Source organism: Rhodanobacter ginsengisoli (assembly GCF_042657065.1).
Lineage (GTDB): Bacteria > Pseudomonadota > Gammaproteobacteria > Xanthomonadales > Rhodanobacteraceae > Rhodanobacter > Rhodanobacter ginsengisoli.
In genome coordinates this window covers 537,646-559,393 of sequence record NZ_JBHSNF010000003.1, presented here as the reverse complement: position 1 = coordinate 559,393, position 21,748 = coordinate 537,646, and the positions used below count along the sequence as shown (strand labels likewise).

Below are 21,748 nucleotides of genomic sequence, written 5' to 3'. Positions count from 1 at the left end.
TAAGATGAAAGCGTTTTCGTCACCCGGTCATCCAATTCGATGCTTTATCAACTCCACGAATGGCAGCGCTCGTTCCTCGGTCCACTGAGCTACTTCGCGCAAGCCAACTCCAGCATGCTCAACGATCACAGCAACCCGTTCGCGCAGTTTCCCGGCGCGCAGCGGATGGCGGCCGGTTACGAACTGATCCACCGCCTGGGCAAGGATTACGAGAAGCCTGAATTCGATATCCACAGCGCCACCGCGCACGATCACGAAATCGCCGTGATCGAACGCGTGGCACTGGCCAAGCCGTTCTGCGAGCTCAAGCGCTTCAAGCGCTTCAGCGACGATCCGGCCACCATCGAGAAGATGAAGGTCGACCCGGTGGTGCTGGTGGTGGCGCCGCTGTCCGGCCACCATTCCACCTTGCTGCGCGACACCGTGCGCACGCTGCTGCGCGATCACAAGGTCTACATCACCGACTGGGTCGATGCGCGCATGGTGCCGGCCGCCGAAGGCACGTTCGGGCTGGACGACTACGTGGGCTACATCGAGGAGTTCATCCGGCATATCGGCGCCGAATCGCTGCACGTGATCTCGGTATGCCAGCCGACCGTGCCGGTGCTGGCCGCCGTGTCGCTGATGGCGGCGCGTGGCGAAGCCACCCCGCGCAGCCTGACCATGATGGGTGGCCCGATCGACCCGCGGCGCAGCCCCACCAGCGTCAACAACCTGGCCACCACGCAACCGCTGTCCTGGTTCAAGGGCAACGTGATCCACACCGTGCCGAGCAACTATCCCGGCCGCGGCCGCGAGGTCTACCCCGGCTTCCTGCAGCACGCCGGCTTCATCGCGATGAACCCGAGCCGCCATCTCAGCTCGCACTGGGACTTCTACCAGGATCTGGTCCGCGGGGACATGGACGATGCCGAGTCGCATCGCAAGTTCTACGACGAATACAACGCCGTGCTGGACATGCCGGCGAAGTTCTACCTGGACACGATTTCCGGGGTATTCCAGCAGTTCCTGCTGCCACGCGGGCTGTGGGACGTGAACGGCGAGCGGGTCAACCCCGCCGCGATCGAGTCGAGCGCCCTGCTGACCGTCGAAGGCGAGCTGGACGACATCTCCGGCCTGGGCCAGACCGAAGCGGCGCACGACCTGTGCAGCAGCATCCCGGCGAAGCGCCGCGTGCACAAGGTGATCGAGGGCGCCGGCCACTACGGCATCTTCAGCGGCCGCCGCTGGCGCGAGACGGTGTACCCGCAGGTGCGCGACTTCATCCGCAAGTTCGATACCAGCGCCAGCTGAGCTCGCTCTTTCCCATGATCCCCCCGCGCTCCCGGCGCGGGACATGTGCCAGGCCATGCCCGACTACCAGACCATCCTGGACGAGATCCGCGACGAGGTGCAGCCGCTGCTGACGCGAGGAGCGGTGGCGAACTACATCCCGCGACTGGCCGACGTGCCGCGTGAAAAATTCGGCATGGCAGTTGTCACGCTCGACGGCCAGCTGTTCCAGACCGGCGATGCCACCGAGGGCTTTTCGGTGCAGAGCATCTCCAAGGTCTACACGCTGACCCTGGCCCTGCAATCCATCGGTGACCGCCTGTGGCAACGGGTCGGGCGCGAGCCCTCCGGCAATGCGTTCAATTCGCTGGTGCAGCTGGAACTGGAAAACGGCCTGCCGCGCAATCCCTTCATCAACGCCGGTGCCCTGGTAGTCGCCGACGTGGTGCTCGCCACCCGCGACGATCCCCGCGCCCGCTTGCTGGACACGATACGCCGCTGCAGCGCCAACCCGATATTGCACGACGACCCGCAGGTCGCGCTGTCGGAAAAGGCGCACGGTTTCCGCAACGCGGCGCTGGCCAATTTCATCCGCAGCTTCGGCAACCTCGAAAACGCGATCGACGAGGTGCTCGATTTCTATTTCTACCAGTGCTCGCTGGTGATGAGCTGCGTCGACCTGGCGCGCGGCTTCCTGTTCCTGGCCAACCAGGGTCGCTGCCCGTGGAGCGGCGATACGGTGCTGTCGCCGGACCAGGCCAAGCGCATCAATGCGCTGATGCTGACCTGCGGCACCTACGACGCCGCCGGCGATTTCGCCTACCACGTGGGCATTCCCGGCAAGAGCGGCGTCGGTGGCGGCATCGTCGGGGTGATCCCGAACCGGCTGGCGGTGGCGGCATGGTCGCCAGGACTCAACGCCAAGGGCAACTCGCTGGCCGGCAGCGAGGCGCTGGAACGGTTCACCAGCAAGACCGGCCTGTCGATCTTCTAGCCGGCAGCAAAGAATCCGCGGAACGCTGCCACCGTGCGCTCGATCCCGTCATCGTCGATGTCCAGGTGCGTCACCAGCCGCAGCGTGGGCAGGTAGCCGATGCTGATGCGGATGCCGGCCTCGCGCAGATGGACGTCCAGATCGCGCAGGCGCGCGGCCGGCACGTCGATGAAGACCATGTTGGTGTACTGCCCGAGCAGGTCGATGCCGGCGATCTCGCGCAGGCGTCCGGCCAGGTACGCCGCACGCCGGTGATCCTCGGCCAGCCGCGCCACATGATGGTCCAGCGCATGCAGGCCCGCCGCCGCCAGGATGCCGGCCTGACGCCAGCCGCCACCGGCGACCTTGCGCCAGCGGCGCGCCTTGTCGATCAGCGCATGCGAGCCGACCAGCACCGAGCCGACCGGCGCGCCCAGCCCCTTGGAAAGACAGATCGACACCGTGTCGAAATGCCGCGCGATCTCGCGCGCCGGCACCGCGCAGGCGACCGCGGCGTTGAACAGCCGCGCGCCGTCCAGATGCAGGTCGAGCCCGTGCGAGCGCGCCAGGTCGTGCGCCGCGGCCAGGTAGTCCAGCGGCAGCGTACGGCCATGCCAGGTGTTTTCCAGCGCCAGCAGGCGCGTGCGCGCGAAGTGCGGATCGACCGGCTTGATCGCCGCCTCGATGCACTCCAGCGGCAGGCTGCCGTCGGCCGCCTGCACGATCGGCTGCGGCTGGATCGAGCCGAGTACCGCCGCACCGCCGCCCTCGAACTTGTAGGTATGCGCGTCCATGCCGACCAGGTATTCGTCGCCACGTTCGCAATGCGCCAGCAAGGCCAGCAGGTTGGACTGGGTGCCGCTGGGCACGAACAGCCCGGCATCGAAACCGAGCTCGTCGGCCAGCCGCTGCTGCAGCGCATTGACGGTGGGATCCTCGCCGTAGACATCGTCGCCGACGTCCGCCGCCAGCATCGCCGCGCGCATCGCGTCGGTCGGCCGGGTTACCGTGTCGCTGCGCAGATCGATCACGTGCATCACCGCTCCTCATGTCGTAGTACGAAACATCGACGCCACGATCGGCCGTCCGCCCCCCCCCGCACGAACGCCGGAACTCAGGCGAGCCGGCGGAAATACAGCCAGGCGGCGCAGGCCAGGATCGTGGCCGGCAACAGGTTGGCGAGCAGCGGCGGCAGGCCGTAGACGGTACCGAAGTTGACCATCGCCTGCTGCAGGAAATACCAGCCGATCGCCAGCAACATGCCGATGAACATGCGCTTGCCCAGACCGCCCGAGCGCAACGCCCCGAAGGCGAACGGCATCGCGCACAGCACCAGCACCAGCACGTTGAGCGGGTACAGCGCACGCCCCCAGAACGCCACCGCGTAGCTGCCCGGGCTCTCGCCGTTGCTTTCCAGGTAACGCATGTTGCGGCGCAGGTCGCGCATGGACAGGTATTGCGGCAGGATCACCGACTGCGCCAGCACCTGCGGATTGAGGCTCGATCGCCACGGCTCGGTGGCAATCGTGGAGCTGTGCGTGCCCTGTGCATCCAGCGTGGTGCTGCGCACGTCGTGCAGGATCCACTGGTGACCATCGTGCTCGGCCGTCTTCGCCCACTGGAAGCGGTTGAGCTGACCGTCGGCGGTGAAGCTGAATACGCGCACGTCACTCAACTGCACCGTGCTGACACCGTCCCGCTGCTTGAGCGAGGTACCGCGGGCGTTGATGATGTCGTTGCCGTCGCGCGCCCACAGCCCGCTGTCGGTGCCCATGCCGAGGTCGCCCGAGGTCATCCGCAGCTGCATCGCCTGCGCCTGCTGGTCGCCCCACGGCGCCGCGGTCTCGCCGAGAATCACCACGCCCACGATCAGCACCGCGACCACCCCGACCGCCGAGCCGGCGATGCGCAAGCGTGACATGCCGGCCGCGCGCAACGCGGTCAGCTCACCGGTGCCGGCCAGCCCGCCCAGGCCGAGCAGGCCGCCGATCAGCGCGGCATTGCCGAACATCTCGTAGGCGCGGCGCGGAAACGTCACCAGCACGTAGACCATCGCGTTGCTCAGCGTGTAACCGTGCTTGCCGACGTGACCGAGCTGCCGCAGGAACTGGGTCACCGCGTCGAAACCGGTCAGCACCAGCCAGACCATCAGCAGCGAACCGAGCACGCTCATCGCCACCAGCCGGTCGACCCGCTTGATGTTGAAGTTGAACGCGCTCATGCCGCGGCACCGGTCGCCGGCTTGCGCGACCTGCGCGGCGAATACTGCTTCCACAGCATCCAGCCGGCCAGCGCCAGCACCAGCGCGTGCAGCGCCCACAGCGGCGCCTCGCTGTGCCAGTGGCCCTTGCCGATCTGCGCACGACCGAGCGCCAGCAGCAGGTAGTAGAGATAGAAGCTGACCACCGCCAGCAGCAGGCGACCGTACTTCGGCTCGCGCGGGCTCTGCCGCGACAGCGGCAACGCCAGCAGCAACAGCACCAGGGTCAGCGGCGGCGCGTTGGCGCGCCAGGCGAACTCGGCCCGGTCGGTCGGATCGTCGGAACGGGCCAGCGTCCAGCTGCCCTTCGAATGCGCCGGATCGTCGTCGTCATCGGCCTGCACGCTGGACAGCGAGGTGTCGTTGCGCTGGTACTGCATCTGCCGCCAGTCGTCGGCACCCAGCGGGATGTCGTATTGCCAGCCATCCTTGAACGCGATGAAGCGGCCATTGCCATCGCTTTCCTGATACAGCTCGCCACTGCGCGCGCTGACCACTTTCAGATGCGGGTGACCGTCCTTGCTGCTGCGCTGGGTCGCCACGAAGGTGCGTCCCAGCCGGTTGCCCTCGCGATTCATGCTGTCGACGAAGATGATGCCGCCCTTGCCCGGCAGGCTCGTGAATCGACCGGCATCCAGTCCGGCCGCGATCACCGACCGGTTCGCCGCGGCCACCATCGCGTCGCTGGTGCGCACCGCCCATGGCCCCAGCCACAGCGAAACCACGGCCGTGATCGAAACCAGTACCGCGCCCAGGATCAATACCGGCCGCAACAGGCCGCGCGGGCCCATGCCCGAGGAGGCCAGCACGTGCATCTCGCTCTCGCGATACATCCGGCCCAGGCCCATCAGCACGCCGATGAAACTGGCCAGCGGCATCAGGTTGGTCAGGCCATCGAGCGTGCGCAGACCAAGCACCTGGAACATCACGCTGGGTGGAAAACTGCCGTTGGCGACCTGCTGCAGCACCTTGGCAAACGCACTGCCGGCAACGATTACCAGCAGCACCGCCACGGTGGCGGCCACGGTCTGCGCCAGCTCGCGCAGGAAATAGCGGTCGAGGATACTCAGCATGCGATAAACTTGTCCGCTTACCCGCCAGCCCGATCCGGACCGGCAAACCACAAGTCTAGCCTGTCCGGCCATCGCCGGGCCCATGCAGGAACCATCGCGATGACACTCCAGTTCAGCCTCGGCACCACCGCTCCCGAAACCGTTGACAGCGCATGCGTGGTGGTGGGCGTGTACGAACAGGGCGTATTGACCAGTGCCGCCGCGCGGGTCGACAGCGCTACCGACGGGCTGATCAAGCGCCAGGTCGAGAGCGGCGACATCAGCGGCAAGGCCGGCAGCAGCACGCTGCTGTTCGCACCGGCCGGCATCACGGCCAGGCGCGTGCTGGTGATGGGCCTGGGCGCGCAGAAATCGTTCGATGGCGCACGCTTCCAGAAAGTCTGCCTCGAAGCGGCCCGCGCGCTCGGCCGCCTGCCCGTCGCCGACGCGGTGTCCCATCTGACCGAAGTGGATGTGCCGGGTCGCGACAGCGCCTGGCGCGTGCGTATCGCGGCGCTGGCCAGCGACCATGCCAGCTACCGCTATACCGCCACGTTCAAGCCGCGCGACAAGAGCAAGCAGCCGGAACTGGCCGCGATCACCTTCGTCGCCGGCGACGACAGCCAGGCCGGCCTCGACCAGGCCCGCGCGATCGCCGAGGGCGTGCAATTCGCCCGCGAGTTGGCGAACCTGCCGCCGAACATCTGCAATCCGGCCTACATCGCGAGCCAGGCGCAGAGCTTCGCCGACACCCAGGACAAGGTCAGCTGCCGTGTGCTCGATCATGTCGAGATGGAAAAACTCGGCTTCGGCTCGCTGCTGGCGGTTGCCCGCGGTTCGGTCAACAAGCCCAAGCTGGTGGTGCTCGAGTACAACGGCGGCAAGACCGGCGACAAGCCGTATGCGTTCGTCGGCAAGGGAGTCACCTTCGATTCCGGCGGCATCAGCCTGAAGCCCGGTGCCGGCATGGAGGAGATGAAGTTCGACATGGGCGGCGCGGCCGGCGTGCTCGGTGCATTCGTCGCCGTCGCGAAGATGGGCCTCGAGCTCAACCTGGTCTGCGTGGTGCCGTCCGTCGAGAACATGCCCGACGGCGACAGCTACCGTCCGGGCGACGTGTTGACCAGCCTGTCCGGCCTGACCATCGAGGTGTTGAACACCGACGCCGAAGGCCGGCTGATCCTGTGCGATGCACTGACCTGGACCGCCCAGACCTTCCAGCCGAAGGCGATGATCGACACGGCCACGCTCACCGGCGCCTGCGTGATCGCGCTGGGCAAGCATGCCACCGGCCTGATGAGCAAGCACGACGACCTCGCCGCCGAGCTGCTGGCCGCCGGTGAGGAAACCCTCGACCGCGCCTGGCGTCTGCCGCTGTGGGACGACTACCAGGCCCAGCTCGACTCCGGCTTTGCCGACGTGGCCAACATCGGCGGCAAGAGCGCCGGCGCGATCACCGCCGCCTGCTTCCTGTCGCGCTTCACCGACGGCCAGCGCTGGGCCCACCTGGACATCGCCGGCACCGGCTGGGACGAGGGCCGCAAGGGCCTGGCCACCGGTCGCCCGGTGGCCTTGCTGGCGCAGTGGCTACTCGATCAGAGCGAGAAGTGAGTGAAGAGGAGTGAGGAGTGAGCAGGAGCAGGTATCTGCCGCCAACTTGCATCACTCCCGCTCCTCCTCTCGTTTCTCACTCTTTTCTCACTCCTCTCCACTCGTTCCTCGCCCTATGCCCCGAGTCGACTTCTACCTGATCGACAAGCTGCGCTTTCGCGAGCAACCCCTTTGAACCAGCGGTGAGTGCGGAGGAGTGAGAAAATAGTCGGCATCGTGCCGTTACACTCGTTTCTCACTCTTTTCTCACTCCTCTCCACTCGTTCCTCGCCCTATGCCCCGAGCCGACTTCTACCTGATCGACAAGCCGCGCTTTCGCGAGCAGCCCCTGCTGCTGGTCTGCGAACTGGCGAAGAAGGCGTTCGCGGCGCAGCAGCCGACGCTGATCCTGACCCGCGATCACGAACAGGCCCACGCGCTGGACGAGCTGCTGTGGGCGTTCGACGACGACGCGATGATTCCGCATCAGCTGGCCGGTGACGACGACGACGCGGACACCGCCGTGCTGATCGTGCCGCCCGGTGTCGACACCGAGGAGCGTCCCTTGCTGATCAACCTGCGCGAGACCTGCCCTGGTGGCCGTTACCAGCGCGTGCTGGAAGTGGTGGCAGCCGACCCGGCCGAGCGCGACGGTTCGCGCGTGCGCTGGCGCGAATACCAGCGGCTGGGCTTCGAGCTGCACAAGAACGACATGTAGTTCAGGCCGGATCGGCCGTGGCCGGTGCCGCCGTGCCCACGATCCGCGCCAGCACGCTGGCCAGTTGCTCGCCACTGAGCGGCTTGCGCAGGAAGCCGTCCATGCCCGCCGCGCGGGCCCGCGCCTCGTCCTCGCTGCCCGAGCGCGCGGTCACCGCCACGGTCGGCAGATGCTCGCCGGCCGCTTCGCGCTGGCGGATCAGCCGCGCGATCTGGAACCCGTCCACCCCGGGCAAGTCCAGATCCAGCAGCACCGCATCGAAGTTCGCATGCGCCAGCTCGGCCAGTGCCGCCAGCCCGTTCAGCACATGCACCACCGTGTGGCCTTCGCGTTCCAGCAGGCCGCGGATCACCGCCGCCACGATGCCGTCGTCCTCCACCAGCAGCAGCCGGTAGCTGCCGCTGGCCACCGGGCCCGCCGGCATCGCTTGCACCTCGACCGGCTCGGCCAGCGGCAGGCGCACCCGGAACGTGCTGCCGTAGCCCAGCCGCGAGACCAGCTCGATGCTGCCGCCCATCATGTCCACCAGTTCGCGGCAGATCGCCAGACCCAGTCCGCTGCCGGCGCGCCGCTGCGGGCCGTCGGCCTGCTCGAAGCGCTGGAACAATCGTGCCTGGCTCGCCTCCGGAATGCCCGGGCCGGTGTCGCTGACGCTGAACTCCAGGCCGTCCACGCTGCGCTGCGCGCGTAGGCTCACGTGGCCGTGCTCGGTGAACTTCAGCGCGTTGTTGGCCAGGTTCAGCAGCACCTGCTTGATCCGTACCGCATCGCCGATCAGCCGCGCCGGCAGGTCGTCGGCCTGCTCCAGCACGAAGCGGATGCCCTTGGCATGCGCCAGTCCCTGCTCCAGTTGCGCCACGTCCTCGAGCAGTTGCCGCGGATCGAACGGTGCCAGCTCCAGCTCCAGCCGGCCCGCCTCGATCCGGGCCAGGTCCAGCGCGTCGTTGAGTAGTTTCAGCAGCATCCCGCCGGAACGCTGCATGGCCTGGGTGTAGTCGTGCTGCTGCGGATTCAGCGGTGTGCTCAGCAGCAGCTCGGCCATCCCCATCACCCCGGTCATCGGGGTGCGGATCTCGTGGCTCAGCGTGGCCAGGAACTGCGTCTTCGCCGCACTCGCCGCCTCGGCCATCTGCCGCTGCTGCTCGACCAGCTGCATGTGGTGCTGCCGCGCCAGTCGCCGACGCCAGCCCTGCAGGATCAGGCCGACGAAGGCCACGGTCAGCAGCACATAGCCCAGCCACGCCCACCAGCGCGCCCATGGCGGCGCCTGCACCTGGATCAGCAAGGGCCGCGGCAGGTGCGACCATTGCCCGTTCGGGCCGGCCGCCTCCACGTCCAGCCGATAGCTGCCCGCACCGAGGCCGGCGAACTCGCGCTCGCCATGATTGCCGGCATCCACCCAACTGGTGTCGAAGCCCCGCAGCTTGAAGCGATAACGATTCGCGGCCGGATCCACGTAGGAAAACAGCCGCGCCGTGACGTCGAAGCCGCGCTCCCGCCAGCCCAGTTCGATCGACGTCTGGCCGGCCGGCAAAGGCTGCAGCTTGCCGTGGCGACGCACGCTGACCCGGGTGATCGCCAGCGGCGGCCTTCCGCTGCGCTCGCGAATCCGGTCGGGATCGAAACCCACCACCCCGCCCAGCGTGGGCGCGTACATGTTGCCGTCGGGCATCAAGGCGAAGCCGCGGGAAAACTCACCATTGGCCAGGCCATCCTGCAGTCCGAACGAACGGAACCGGCCCCGCACGGGATCGAAGCACCACAGGCCGTCGTGCCCCAGCAACCACACCCGCTGCCGCGCATCCACCCGCATATCGACGACGTTGATCGACGGCCAGCCCTGCGCCGCACCGACAGTGCGGTCGAGCAGCAGACCATCGCCGTGGTAGTGGTAATGCTCCAGCCCGTCGGGGCGCACCATCCACAAGCCGTGGGCGGTGAAATCGAACGCATTCACGGCGCGATCGTTGGATACCCCGGCGATCGCCTCGAAGCGATCATGCTGCGTGTCCAGCCGCAGCATGCCGCCATCGCTGGCGTACCAGAAGCTGCCGTCATGCAGGGTCAGCTGGCTGCCCCACAACACCCGCTGGTTGGTTTGCTCCATCGGCACCCGACTGACCGCCAGCGTTTCCTGGTCGACCCGGAACAGGCCCTCGCCGAAGGTGCGCGCATACATCCGGTCATCCGGCCCCAGCTCCACCTCCAGCGGATGCTTCAACCAGCGGTGGCCCGGATCGACCCGCACCGATGGCTTGCCCCGTTCATAGCGATAGAGGCCGCCGCGTACCGCAATCCACAAGCGGTCGCGCGCGTCCTGGGTCATTCCCAGCACGTCGCCGCCCAGGCCGGACAACACGTGCTCGACCTTGCCGGTCAGCGGATCGAGCTTGTCGACCCGACCGCCACGTTCGCCGACCCAGACCCGGCCATCGTGACCGCGCGCCATCGCGGTGACGATCGAATCGCGCAGGCTGGCCGGATCGTCGGGAATGTGAGTGAACCGGCTGGTGTCGTTCCAGCCCGGCGCCAGGTACGCCACGCCGCCATCCAGCAGGCCCACCCACAGCCCGCCCTCATGGTCGACCAGCATCGACCACACCCAGGTGCCCGGCAGATCCCCGCGCAGCACGGGCTGATCGGTCACCGGCATCATCGGTCCACCCGGCGAGCGTTGCAGGAACAGACCCTGCTGGGCGCCGACCCACAGGCGTCCGGCCGCGTCGCGCACGCTGCTCAGCACATTGCCGGACGGGATCACGCCGACCCCGAACGGCCGCGCGATATCGTCCTTGCCGACCAGCAACAAACCGCGTGTGCTGGCGATGCGTACCTCGTCACCCTCGCCGTCGATATGCCAGGCGTCGATCGGTACGCTGCTGTCCAGTTGCGACACCTTGTGCATGTGCCCGTCGGCGTCGCGGCGGAACAGGCCGCGGCTACTGCCGATCCACAACTGCCGTTGCGCATCCACGTACAGCGCCGCGACCAGGCCGAACGCGGCAGGGTCCGGTCCCAGCAGCGGATTGGCCACATGGGCGAAACCATGGCCGTCCGGCAGCAGCCGATCCAGCCCGTGAACCGTGCCGACCAGGAGGCTGCCGTCGACATCCTGCGCGATCGTCCAGACCTTGTCGCTGCTCAGGCTGGACGGGTCGTGCGGATCGTGCTGCCAGTGCAGGAACTTGCCGCTGGCCGCGTCGTAACGATTCAGCCCCGCCTCCAGCCCACCGGCCCAGAGCCGGCCGTCGCGATCGAACAGCAACGAGGCGATGCCGTTGTCGTACAGCGAGTCGGGATCGTTGGCGACATGGCGAAAGACCGTGAAGTCGACGCCGTCGTAGCGCGCGATGCCCCCCTTGGTGGCGAACCACATGGCTCCATCGCGATCCTGCACGACCGCATAGACGGCGCTGCTGGGCAAGCCGTCGGCGATGCCGTAGCGACGGAATTGCGGGGTCGGCAGCCGGCTGAAGGGCGACGCCGTCACCACGGGCAGCGGAACGGGCGCACCCCCGGCGGGCGCGCCCAGGCCCAGGGTCATTCCCAGCAATACAGCTGAAAGCATCAAATCGTGCTCCCCTGCGGGCCGTCGATGACTGCCTGCACCAGGCCGTGATGGATCGATGATCCAGCGGACCAGGCACATGCCGGCGGCGGTCCCGTGACCCCGATGATGCCAAATCCCCCCTGCCGGCGCGAGCGGACGGTCCCGGGATCCATCCCGCCGGTCGGCGTCATGCCTGCGCCAGCCAGCGCGCGCCACTCAGGCCGGCGTCGATGCGGTACCCACGATCTGTGCCAGCGCGCGGGCCAGTTGCTCGCCACTGAGCGGCTTGCGCAGGAAGCCGTCCATGCCCGCCGCGCGGGCCCGCGCCTCGTCCTCGCTGCCCGAGCGCGCGGTCACCGCCACGGTCGGCAGATGCTCGCCGGCCGCTTCGCGCTGGCGGATCAGCCGCGCGATCTGGAACCCGTCCACCCCGGGCAAGTCCAGATCCAGCAGCACCGCATCGAAGTTCGCATGCGCCAGCTCGGCCAGTGCCGCCAGCCCGTTCAGCACATGCACCACCGTGTGGCCTTCGCGTTCCAGCAGGCCGCGGATCACCGCCGCCACGATGCCGTCGTCCTCCACCAGCAGCAGCCGGTAGCTGCCGCTGGCCACCGGGCCCGCCGGCATCGCTTGCACCTCGACCGGCTCGGCCAGCGGCAGGCGCACCCGGAACGTGCTGCCGTAGCCCAGCCGCGAGACCAGCTCGATGCTGCCGCCCATCATGTCCACCAGTTCGCGGCAGATCGCCAGACCCAGTCCGCTGCCGGCGCGCCGCTGCGGGCCGTCGGCCTGCTCGAAGCGCTGGAACAATCGTGCCTGGCTCGCCTCCGGAATGCCCGGGCCGGTGTCGCTGACGCTGAACTCCAGGCCGTCCACGCTGCGCTGCGCGCGTAGGCTCACGTGGCCGTGCTCGGTGAACTTCAGCGCGTTGTTGGCCAGGTTCAGCAGCACCTGCTTGATCCGTACCGCGTCGCCGATCAGCCGTGCCGGCAGGTCGTCGGCCTGCTCCAGCACGAAGCGGATGCCCTTGGCATGCGCCAGTCCCTGCTCCAGTTGCGCCACGTCCTCGAGCAGTTGCCGCGGATCGAACGGTGCCAGCTCCAGCTCCAGCCGGCCCGCCTCGATCCGGGCCAGGTCCAGCGCGTCGTTGAGCAGTTTCAGCAGCATCCCGCCGGAACGCTGCATGGCCTGGGTGTAGTCGTGCTGCTGCGGATTCAGCGGCGTGCTCAGCAGCAGCTCGGCCATCCCCATCACCCCGGTCATCGGGGTGCGGATCTCGTGGCTCAGCGTGGCCAGGAACTGCGTCTTCGCCGCACTCGCCGCCTCGGCCATCTGCCGCTGCTGCTCGACCAGCTGCATGCGATGGCGTTGCGCCAGTCGCCGACGCCAGGCCAGCAGGACCAGGCCGACGAGGGCCAAGGTCAGCAGCACATACCCCAGCCACGCCCACCAGCGCGTCCACGGCGGCGCCTGCACCTGGATCAGCAAGGGCCGCGGCAGGTGCGACCATTGCCCGTTCGGGCCGGCCGCCTCCACATCCAGTCGATAGCTGCCCGCACCGAGGCCGGCGAATTCGCGCTCGCCACGACTGCCGGTATCCACCCAGCCGCTGTCGAAGCCGGTCAGGCGATAGCGGTAATGGTTGGTCGCCGGATTGACGTACGAGGCGAGCCGCGCATCCACCCTGAGGTCGCGATCGCGCCAGCCGAGCTGCACGGTCCGTTCGTCCGGCGCGAGGATCTGCTCGTTGCCACCCCGTCGGATGCTGATGTTTGTCAGGGTCAGCGGTGAGGGTGGCAGCAGCGGATGGTCTTCCTCGGGTTGCCGCAAATGACTCGGCTGAAACGCCACCACGCCGGCGTTGTCGGGAGCGAAGATCGTCCCGTCCGCTGCCATCTCGGATATCCCGGCGCCGAACTCGGTATTGGAAAGCCCCTGCTCGGGGCCGAACGAGGTGAGCCGATGGGTGGACTTGTCGAGTCGCCACAGACCCGGATTGGCGAACAGCCACAGCCCACCCTGCTTGTCGACGCGCATGGCCATCAGGTCGGAAGCCAGCCGGGCGTGGCCGATGTCGACAACGTCATCCCGCGTGGCGCGGCCATCGGCATAGCGATAATGTTCGAGCAATTGCGCGGTGGCCACCCAGACCCCGTCGGCATCGAAATCGAACGCGCGGATTTCGGCCGGAGGTATACCGGGCACGAACACGAGCTTGCCGCTGCGCGGGTCCAGCCGCATCAGGCCCGCGGCGCTGGCATACCAGAGCTTGCCGGCGCGCATACCGAACTGGGCCGGCAGCAGCAGGTTGTCATTGGTGCTGGCGCCTTCGATCGGCACGGGCGTGATCGCCAGCGTGTCCGGATCGATCACGAAGATGCCTTCGCCCCAGGACGCCACGTACACCTTGCCGTCGTCGGCGGCAGTCAGCAACACCGGGCGACTCAGGTGCGCACGGGCAATGTCGATCGATCGGAGCTTGCCGTGATCGAACAGCCGCAGTCCGCCCGGAACGGCAATCCACAGACGACCGCGGGTATCTTCCGCCAGCTCGACCACCTGTCCGCCGATGCCCGCGATCACATGCTGCACGTGACCGGTCCGCACATCGAGCTTGTCGACCCAGCCGTCATCGCCGCCCACCCACAGACCGCCGTCGTGACTGAGCCGGATCGTCGCCCCCGTGATGCTGGACAGGCTGCCGGGATCATCCGGGATGTGGGAGAAGCGCGTGAAGCCGTCCCAGCCCGGTGGCAGGTAGGCGATGCTGGACTCCTCGAAGGTGATCCACAGTCCACCCTCGCGATCGATCGCGGTGTGCCAGATCTTGCTGCCGGGCAACCCTCCCGGCAGCAGCGGGTGACTGTGGACCGGCTGCAGCCGTCCCGCACCCGCATCGAGCACCAGCCCGCTGGCCTCCCCGATCCAAAGCCGTCCCTGCCGATCGCGGGCGCTGCTGAGGATGCGCGCCGACGCCAGCAACGGCCTGGGCAGCGGCCGCGCCACGCCGTCGGTTCCGATCACCAGCAGTCCGCCGTCGAGTGCGACGCGGACCTCGCCGCTGCCGCCTTCGAGCGCCCATATCTTGTGCAGGTCGCCGTGATACGCGGGATCCACCGGCACGCGCAGCTGGGTACCGTTGGCCCGGCGCAGGTACAGTCCGCTCTGCGCCCCGATCCACAGCCGTCCGTCCGGCTCGGCCAGCAACGCCCTGACCGGGCCGAACGCGGCGGCAGGTGTGCCCTCGACCTGCAGCGGCACATGATCGAACCCGCTGCCGTCCGGACGCATCCGGTCGAGGCCGGCCTGGGTCGCGACCCATACCGTGCCGTCGGCGGTCTGCGCGATATTCCAGACCTCGTTGTCGGAAAGGCTGGCCGGACGACCGTCGTCGTGCTCCCAATGCCGGAAATGGCCGGTCGACGGATCGTAGCGCGCCAGCCCGCCGGCTATGCCGCCGACCCATATCCGGTTGTCGCGATCGACCAGCAGGGTGTAGATCGCATTGAACGGCAACGACTGCGGGTCGTCCACGACGTGCCGGAAGACCTTGAAGTCGATGCCGTCATAGCGGATCAGGCCGCCGGCCGAACCAAACCACATCAGTCCGTGGTTGTCCTGCGCCACGGTGTAGACCGGCCCGCCGGGGAGTCCGTCGGCGATGCCGAAACGGCGGAACTGGGGCGTCAACGGCGATGTCGCCACCACGCTCGACGCATCGACCGATGCCTTCGACGCCGCCACGCCGCTCATCATGACCTTCGATGAAGCGATCGTCAGCACAGCATTCAGCACGAACGACGCCAGCATGCACAGCCCCCCGAGACCCCGACAGGCATCATGCCAAAACCGGCGTCATACCGCGAACGCACGGACCATGCCGGCCACGTGCCTCCATGCCGGATGAAACAGCACACTACAATGCGCGCATGTCCCGACGCCTGCGATTGCTGTTCACCGCGCTAGCCATGGCCGCCCTGCTGTGGCTGCTGTTCGCCGCGGCCGAACGCGCACTGGCGCTGACGCAGCGCTTCCTGACCCTGCCGCCGTGGCTGCAGTGGACGCTCGGCGGACTGCTGCTGATCTTCGCCGCGATGGGCCTCAGCGTGATGTGGTGGCTGCTGCGGCCGCGCCGCAGGCGCCGGCCGATGCCGGTACCCGATCGCGGCAGCCTGGAGCAGCGCATCGGCCAGTTGCGCGAGCACGGCGCCGATACCGGTGCACTCGCCGCGGAACTGGGCGAGCTCGATCGGCGCCGACTCAGCGCCCGCGTCTACGTCGCGCTGTTCGGCGAAATCTCCACCGGCAAGTCCAGCCTGATCCGCGCATTGGCGCCGCACGCCCAGCTCGCCAGCGACGTGCGTGGCGGCACCACCCGCGAGGTCGGTCATTACGACGGCGTGCTCCACGATGGCCGCAACCTGGTGCTGGCGGACGTGCCCGGCAGCCGCGAGAGCGGCGGCGAAGCCCGCGAAACGCTGGCGCGCGAGGAAGCGCTGCGCGCACATGCGGTGATCTATCTGTGCGCCGGCGACCTCACTCGCGGCCAGGCCGACGAACTGCGCTGGCTCGCCGACTTCGGCAAGCCGCTGCTGCTGGTACTCAACAAGGCCGACCAGTGGAATGCGGTCGAGCGCGATCAACTGCTCGGCCAGCTGCGCCGGCAATCGCGCGGCATCGCCAGCGCCGTGCTGGCGATCAGCGCCGGCGGCAGCGAGCGTTACCAGCGCCTGCTCGCGGACGGCAGCACCGAATCGGTCGAACGCCAGCGCAAGCCGGCGATCGAGCCGCTGCTGCAGGCACTGGCCAGGCTCACCGCCCCGGGCGCCGAGGGTCTGGAAAACCTGCGCGAGCACGCCGTCCTCGCCGGCCTGCATCAACGCACCGGCACGCTCGAAGCGCAGACCCGCGCCGAGGAAGCCCAGCGCATCGTGCGCAAGTACGCCCGCCGCGCCATCGTCGGCGCGCTGGCCGCGGTCGCGCCGGGCAGCGACCTGGTGATCCAGGGCGTGCTCGCGACCGGCCTGGTCCGCGCGCTGGCGGAACTCTACGGGGTCAAGGTCAGCGACGTGCAGATCGAGGATTTCGTGCTGCAGGCCCGCCTCACCCTGCGCACCGGCAGCTCGATCGTCCTCGCCGTGGCCGGCAACGCGTTGAAGGCGTTTCCCGGACTGGGCACGCTGGGCGGCGGCGTGCTGCACGCGTTCGCCTACGCGCTGATCTTCGATTCGATGGGCCGCGCGCTGGCCGCTTCGCTGGCCGAGCGGCATACGCTGGATCAGGATGATGCGGGGGCGCGGCTGAAGGAGTTGCTCGCGGATGCGGGGAGTGGGCGGTTGCGGCAGTTGGCGTCGTTGACGATGGAGGCGGTGCGCGAGCGCGACGGTATGGAGTGAGTCGTTTGTGTTTGCGACTGGTCGCACCGGCCGCGCCGACCAAATACCACCGACCTCGCGAACACCCGCCCCTCACCCCAACCCTCTCCCCGACGGGGAGAGGGAGCTTTGGTGTCCCGCGGCACCCCGCTCCCCTCAGCCCCGGCCTCCCCATCGTGGAGAGGGGGGAGAGGCGGGTTTTTGGCAGCCCGGCGCCCGCCCCGTACAATCACCCGTTCACTCCCATGACCCAGGCGCGCGCGACGCGCGCGCCAGCGAGCCCAATCCCGATGGAAAAGAGTTTCGAGCCAGCCCAGATCGAGTCGAAGTGGTACGCGCGCTGGGAGGCCAGCGGTGCGTTCCAGCCGTCGGGCAAGGGCGAGCCGTATTGCATCCTGCTGCCGCCGCCGAACGTCACCGGCACGCTGCACATGGGGCATGCGTTCCAGCAGACGGTGATGGACATGCTGGTGCGCTACAAGCGCATGCAGGGCATGAACACGCTGTGGCAGGTCGGCACCGACCACGCCGGCATCGCCACCCAGAAGATCGTCGAGAACCAGCTCGCGGTCGAGGAGAAGAGCCGCCACGACCTGGGCCGCGACGCCTTCATCGAGCGCGTGTGGAAATGGAAGGAGGAGTCCGGCTCCACCATCACCAATCAGATGCGCCGGATCGGTGCCGCCGCCGACTGGTCGCGCGAGCGCTTCACCATGGACGAGGGGCTGTCAGCGTCGGTGCGCAAGGTATTCATCGAGTGGTACCGCGCCGGCCTGATCTATCGCGGCAACCGGCTGGTCAACTGGGACCCGGTGCTGGGCACCGCGGTGTCGGATCTGGAAGTGAACAGCGTCGAGCGCGACGGCCACATGTGGTCGATCCGCTACATGACCACCGACGGTGCAGACAGTCTTGTGGTGGCCACCACCCGCCCGGAGACCATGCTCGGCGACGTCGCCGTGGCGGTGCATCCGGAGGACGAGCGCTACGCGCACCTGATCGGCCAGTCGCTGCACCTGCCGCTGACCGGCCGCACCATTCCAGTCATTGCCGACGACTACGTCGACAAGGACTTCGGCACCGGCTGCGTGAAGATCACCCCCGCGCACGACTTCAACGATTACGCGATCGGCCAGCGCCATCGACTGGCGCCGATCACCATCTTCACGCTGGAGGCCAAGGTCAACGAGAACGGCCCGGCGAAGTACCGGGGGCTGGACCGCTACGAGGCGCGCAAGCAGGTGCTGGCCGACCTGGAGGCCGCCGGCCTGCTGGTCGAGACCAGGCCGCACAAGCTGCAGGTGCCGGTGAGCCAGCGCTCGGACGCGGTGATCGAGCCGATGCTGACCGACCAGTGGTTCGTCGACCTCACCTCCGACGTACAGAAGGACGGCCGCCCGGGCGGCCGCAAGGCGATCACCGAGCCGGCGCTCGAGGCGGTGACGTCCGGCGAGATCAAGTTCGTGCCGGAGAACTGGACCACGACGTATACCCAGTGGCTGGACAAGATCCAGGACTGGTGCATCAGTCGCCAGCTATGGTGGGGCCATCGCATCCCGGCGTGGTACGACGAGGCGGGCAACATCTTCGTGGGCGAGGACGAGGCCGATGCGCGCGCGCACGCCGCCACGCCGCCGGTCGGTGCGCTGCGCCAGGACGAGGACGTGCTGGACACCTGGTTCTCCTCCGCGCTGTGGCCGTTCTCCACCCTGGGCTGGCCCGGCGACGGTCCGGTGAAGAACGAGCGCGGCGAGATCGTGGCAAACTGGCAGGACGACAAGATCTTCCTGCCCAGCGCGGTGCTGGTCACCGGCTTCGACATCATCTTCTTCTGGGTCGCGCGGATGGTCATGGCGACCAGGTATTTCGTGGGCCAGGTGCCGTTCCGCGAGGTCTACATCAACGCCATCGTGCGTGATGCGGAAGGCCAGAAGATGTCCAAGTCCAAGGGCAACACGCTCGATCCGCTGGACCTGATCGACGGCATCGAGCTGGAGCCGCTGGTGGAGAAATCCACCCGCTCGCTGCTGCTGCCGCAGGTGCGCGCCAAGGTCGAGAAGCGCATCCGCAAGGATTACCCGGACGGCATCCCGTCGATCGGCACCGACGCGCTGCGCTTCACCTTCGCCGCGCTGGCCAGCTACAGCCGCACGATCAACTTCGACATCAAGCGCGCCGAGGGCTACAAGGCGTTCTGCAACAAGCTGTGGAACGCCTCGCGCTTCGTGCTGATGAACCTGCCCGAAGGCGAGATCGCGGCGCCGTCCGGCGCGCCGGCGACCGAGGCCGAGCGCTGGATCCTCACCCGCCTGAAGCAGACGCTGGTGGAAGTCGAGCAGCACTTCGCCAGCTACCGCTTCGATCACCTGGCGCAGGCGCTGTACGAGTTCGTCTGGAACGAGTTCTGCGACTGGTTCCTGGAGCTGTCCAAGCCGGCGTTGAACGGCGACGATGCCGTCGCGGCGGCCTCGACCCGGCACACCCTGCTGGTGGTGCTGGAAAGCGTGCTGCGCGCGATGCATCCGGTGATCCCGTTCATCACCGAGGAAATCTGGCAGTCGGTGGGCCCGAAGCTCGGCCTGAGCGAAACCAGCCTGATGCAGCGGCCGTGGCCACGCGCCGGGGAGATCGTTGCCGATGACGCGGCCACGGCCGAGATCGAGTGGTTCAAGAACGTGCTGAGCGGCATTCGCCGGATCCGTTCGGAGATGAACATCCCGCCGGGCAAGACGATTCCGCTGCTGCTCGCCGATGGCGACGCCAACGATCGCGCCCGCGCCGCCAAGTTCGCCGCGCAGATCGGCTTCCTTGCCCGCGTCGAGGCCCCGGGCTGGATCGACGCCGGCGCCGACGAGCCGGCCGCCGCCGCCGCGGTGGTCGGCTCGCTGCGCGTGATGATCCCGCTCGCCGGGCTGATCGACCTGGGCGCCGAAAAAGCCCGCCTGGCCAAGGAGATCGCCCGCATCGAAGTCGAGATCAGGAAGTGCGAGGGCAAGCTGGGCAACGCCAGCTTCGTCGCCAACGCGCCGCCGGAAGTCGTCAGCCAGGAACGCCAGCGCATCAGCGACTGGAACACCACGCTGGGCGCGCTGCGCGAACAGGCAGGCAAACTGCAGGAGTGAGTGTGGAGGAACCGGAGTGAGAAACGAGTACGAGCGTGCCCGCCGTCACTCGTTTCTCACTTCTCGGCCCTCGTTTCCGCCTCGAGTGCCATCACGATCGCGTCCTCGCGCCCGTCGCGCGCCGGGTAATAGCGTGGCCGCCGCCCGATCTCCTTGAACCCCACCGACTCGTACAGCGCCTGCGCCGATGGATTCGACGGCCGCACTTCGAGGAATACCCGCTCGGCACCGTTCCAGCGCGCGATATCCAGCAGCCGGCCGAGCAGATGGCGGCCCAGTCCGCGGCCACGATAATCCGGCGCGATGCAGAGGTTCAGCAAATGCGCCTCGCCCGCTCCCATCGAGAGGATGCCATAGCCGGCGATCACCGAATCCACGCACAGCACCCAGCACGGATGGCCGCCCTTCACGCAGTCGCTGAAGATGCCCGGCGACCACGGGAACTCGTAGGAAAGCACTTCCAGCCCGCTGACCACGTCCAGATCGTCGATGCGCATGCCGCGCACCTGGACCACCGGCTTGATGACCGCGACCATGGCCGCTACCTCTCCACGGTGGCCAGCGCACGGCGCAGGTTGCGCAATGCGCTCCACAGCCGTCGTTTGGCGCCGGAGCTGGTGAGCACCAGGGCCGGTTCATCGGCCAGCACGATCTGCGCACGCTGCATCACGTCGGCTGGCAGGGCGCGCCCCAGCGCATGCGCCTGCGCCTCGCCGAATACCAGATAGGCCGCCGCCGCGGGGACCTCCGCCGCCAGCTCGCCGCCGCTGACCGTGACGCGCGCCGCGCGTGCCAGCATCGCGCCGCAGGTATTGAGGGCACGACCGAGCAGATCGAGCTCCCGCGTGCTGCAGCCCTGTGGAAGCACCACCACGCAAACCACGTCCGCACCCGGCGCCGTCGACGACAGAACCGCTGCGGCCGCGGCCGCGGGCAGGCCCGGTGCCGCGCGCCGCACCCAGGGCGTCACGCCCAGCGCCCGCAACACGCGGGCGCGATGGCTGTCGTTCACACCCGGGGAGACGGTCGCGTTCATGCCGCGTTGCGCCGTACCCGGCGCCGATGGGTGAGCAGGCCCCAGATCGTCCATACCGGCCCGGAGAGCAGATAGAGCGTGAATCCGACGAACAGCACCCGCGCGGTGTCCAGGATCAGCAGCGCCAGCAGCAGCACGGCACCGACCATCCAGGCGAACGGCACGCGCTGGCGCTCGTCGGTGGGCAACGACTTGAAGCTGAAATAGCGAAACCGGCTGACCATCAGCAGGCCGGTGATCACCATGATCGCCGGCGTGACAAAACAGAATTCGCTGCCCGGCAGGCCGAACTTGTCCACGCTCCACACGAACGACATGCACACCGCCGCCGCGGCCGGACTGGCCAGTCCCTGGAAATAGCGCTTGTCGGCCACGCCGACCTGGGTATTGAAGCGCGCCAGCCGCAGCGCGGCACAGGCGGCGTAGATGAAAGCGCAGGCCCAACCCAGCTTGCCCCACAACGGCCCGAAATCGCGCAAGGCCGACAGCGACCACGTATACATCACCAGCGCCGGCGCCAGCCCGAAGCTGATCAGGTCGGACAGCGAGTCATACTGCACGCCGAACTCGGTCTGGGTGCCGGTCATCCGCGCCACCCGGCCGTCCATGCCATCGAGCACCGCGGCGATGAATACCGCGACCGCCGCATCGGTGTAATGTCCACCGATGCTGGCGATAATCGCGTAGAAGCCCGCGAACATCGCACCCGTGGTGAACAGGTTCGGCAGCAGGTAAATACCCCGGTGTCGGGGCGGACGGACGGGCATGTGCTCGCTCATGAATCAGGACCGTGACGGGAT

The 21,748-nt window shown here is 68.0% G+C and carries 14 protein-coding genes; 6 read left to right on the top strand and 8 right to left on the bottom strand.

The genetic code is table 11. From position 1 onward, the window contains the following. Positions 1-39 precede the first annotated feature (39 nt). Positions 40-1,293 carry a polyhydroxyalkanoate depolymerase gene (locus ACFPPA_RS15875; protein WP_377321642.1) on the top strand — a complete coding sequence of 418 codons (1,254 nt, stop codon included), beginning with the start codon at positions 40-42 and terminating at the stop codon, positions 1,291-1,293. Between the two features lie 55 nt (positions 1,294-1,348). After that, positions 1,349-2,266, top strand: a complete 918-nt coding sequence (locus ACFPPA_RS15870; protein WP_377321640.1) for a glutaminase — start codon at positions 1,349-1,351, stop codon at positions 2,264-2,266. Here the strand turns inward: ACFPPA_RS15870 and ltaE are convergent. The 3 genes from ltaE to lptF all read right to left on the bottom strand — a co-directional run bounded on the left by ltaE (position 2,263) and on the right by lptF (position 5,578). Then, positions 2,263-3,282, bottom strand: coding sequence for a low-specificity L-threonine aldolase (ltaE, locus tag ACFPPA_RS15865; protein ID WP_377321638.1), 1,020 nt, complete (start codon positions 3,280-3,282; stop codon positions 2,263-2,265). The two genes, ACFPPA_RS15870 and ltaE, sit on opposite strands and share 4 nt — an antisense overlap. Before the next feature lie 77 nt (positions 3,283-3,359). Then, entirely contained in the window at positions 3,360-4,466 is a 1,107-nt protein-coding gene (lptG, locus tag ACFPPA_RS15860; protein ID WP_377321636.1) for an LPS export ABC transporter permease LptG, read from the bottom strand. Further along, complete coding sequence (gene lptF, locus ACFPPA_RS15855) at positions 4,463-5,578, bottom strand: LPS export ABC transporter permease LptF (RefSeq protein ID WP_377321634.1); 1,116 nt, start codon at positions 5,576-5,578, stop codon at positions 4,463-4,465. Before lptF ends, lptG begins: the two co-directional genes overlap by 4 nt. Before the next feature lie 99 nt (positions 5,579-5,677). Here lptF and ACFPPA_RS15850 point away from each other — a divergent pair, with 99 nt between their 5' ends. Further along, positions 5,678-7,168, top strand: coding sequence for a leucyl aminopeptidase (locus tag ACFPPA_RS15850; RefSeq protein ID WP_377321632.1), 1,491 nt, complete (start codon positions 5,678-5,680; stop codon positions 7,166-7,168). A 274-nt stretch (positions 7,169-7,442) separates the two neighbouring features. Continuing rightward, a complete protein-coding gene (locus ACFPPA_RS15845; RefSeq protein WP_377321630.1) occupies positions 7,443-7,865 on the top strand; it encodes a DNA polymerase III subunit chi in 423 nt (140 codons plus the stop codon). 1 nt (position 7,866) lies between these two features. On the opposite strand, the gene ACFPPA_RS15840 is transcribed toward ACFPPA_RS15845, so the two are convergent. Next, entirely contained in the window at positions 7,867-11,433 is a 3,567-nt protein-coding gene (locus ACFPPA_RS15840) for a hybrid sensor histidine kinase/response regulator (protein ID WP_377321628.1), read from the bottom strand. Positions 11,434-11,631: 198 nt separating this feature from the next. After that, positions 11,632-15,225, bottom strand: coding sequence for a hybrid sensor histidine kinase/response regulator (locus ACFPPA_RS15835; RefSeq protein WP_377321627.1), 3,594 nt, complete (start codon positions 15,223-15,225; stop codon positions 11,632-11,634). 119 nt (positions 15,226-15,344) lie between these two features. Between ACFPPA_RS15835 and ACFPPA_RS15830 the strand changes: the two genes are divergently transcribed. Both ACFPPA_RS15830 and ACFPPA_RS15825 read left to right on the top strand, forming a co-directional pair. Continuing rightward, positions 15,345-16,811 carry a GTPase gene (locus tag ACFPPA_RS15830; RefSeq protein WP_377321625.1) on the top strand — a complete coding sequence of 489 codons (1,467 nt, stop codon included), beginning with the start codon at positions 15,345-15,347 and terminating at the stop codon, positions 16,809-16,811. Between the two features lie 269 nt (positions 16,812-17,080). Beyond that, on the top strand, positions 17,081-19,912 hold the full coding sequence (locus ACFPPA_RS15825; RefSeq protein ID WP_377321623.1) for a valine--tRNA ligase: 2,832 nt from the start codon (positions 17,081-17,083) through the stop codon (positions 19,910-19,912). 56 nt (positions 19,913-19,968) lie between these two features. On the opposite strand, the gene rimI is transcribed toward ACFPPA_RS15825, so the two are convergent. The 3 genes from rimI to ACFPPA_RS15810 are packed head-to-tail and all read right to left on the bottom strand — an operon-like array spanning position 19,969 to position 21,727. Beyond that, a complete protein-coding gene (rimI, locus tag ACFPPA_RS15820) occupies positions 19,969-20,448 on the bottom strand; it encodes a ribosomal protein S18-alanine N-acetyltransferase (protein ID WP_377321621.1) in 480 nt (159 codons plus the stop codon). A gap of 5 nt (positions 20,449-20,453) precedes the next feature. Next, the gene (locus ACFPPA_RS15815) at positions 20,454-20,948 is read right to left on the bottom strand and encodes a hypothetical protein (protein ID WP_377321619.1); all 495 of its coding nucleotides are present in this window, start codon (positions 20,946-20,948) and stop codon (positions 20,454-20,456) included. Then, positions 20,945-21,727 carry a CDP-alcohol phosphatidyltransferase family protein gene (locus tag ACFPPA_RS15810; RefSeq protein WP_377321618.1) on the bottom strand — a complete coding sequence of 261 codons (783 nt, stop codon included), beginning with the start codon at positions 21,725-21,727 and terminating at the stop codon, positions 20,945-20,947. The genes ACFPPA_RS15815 and ACFPPA_RS15810 overlap by 4 nt, the downstream gene beginning before the upstream one ends. Between the last annotated feature and the right edge of the window lie 21 nt (positions 21,728-21,748).

Coding starts and splice junctions, on each gene's coding strand:
- ACFPPA_RS15875 (WP_377321642.1), top strand. CDS start 40: ATGCTTTATCAACTCCACGAATGGCAGCGCTCGTTCCTCGGTCCACTG.
- ACFPPA_RS15870 (WP_377321640.1), top strand. CDS start 1,349: ATGCCCGACTACCAGACCATCCTGGACGAGATCCGCGACGAGGTGCAG.
- ltaE (WP_377321638.1), bottom strand. CDS start 3,282: ATGCACGTGATCGATCTGCGCAGCGACACGGTAACCCGGCCGACCGAC.
- lptG (WP_377321636.1), bottom strand. CDS start 4,466: ATGAGCGCGTTCAACTTCAACATCAAGCGGGTCGACCGGCTGGTGGCG.
- lptF (WP_377321634.1), bottom strand. CDS start 5,578: ATGCTGAGTATCCTCGACCGCTATTTCCTGCGCGAGCTGGCGCAGACC.
- ACFPPA_RS15850 (WP_377321632.1), top strand. CDS start 5,678: ATGACACTCCAGTTCAGCCTCGGCACCACCGCTCCCGAAACCGTTGAC.
- ACFPPA_RS15845 (WP_377321630.1), top strand. CDS start 7,443: ATGCCCCGAGCCGACTTCTACCTGATCGACAAGCCGCGCTTTCGCGAG.
- ACFPPA_RS15840 (WP_377321628.1), bottom strand. CDS start 11,433: ATGCTTTCAGCTGTATTGCTGGGAATGACCCTGGGCCTGGGCGCGCCC.
- ACFPPA_RS15835 (WP_377321627.1), bottom strand. CDS start 15,225: ATGCTGGCGTCGTTCGTGCTGAATGCTGTGCTGACGATCGCTTCATCG.
- ACFPPA_RS15830 (WP_377321625.1), top strand. CDS start 15,345: ATGTCCCGACGCCTGCGATTGCTGTTCACCGCGCTAGCCATGGCCGCC.
- ACFPPA_RS15825 (WP_377321623.1), top strand. CDS start 17,081: ATGGAAAAGAGTTTCGAGCCAGCCCAGATCGAGTCGAAGTGGTACGCG.
- rimI (WP_377321621.1), bottom strand. CDS start 20,448: ATGGTCGCGGTCATCAAGCCGGTGGTCCAGGTGCGCGGCATGCGCATC.
- ACFPPA_RS15815 (WP_377321619.1), bottom strand. CDS start 20,948: ATGAACGCGACCGTCTCCCCGGGTGTGAACGACAGCCATCGCGCCCGC.
- ACFPPA_RS15810 (WP_377321618.1), bottom strand. CDS start 21,727: ATGAGCGAGCACATGCCCGTCCGTCCGCCCCGACACCGGGGTATTTAC.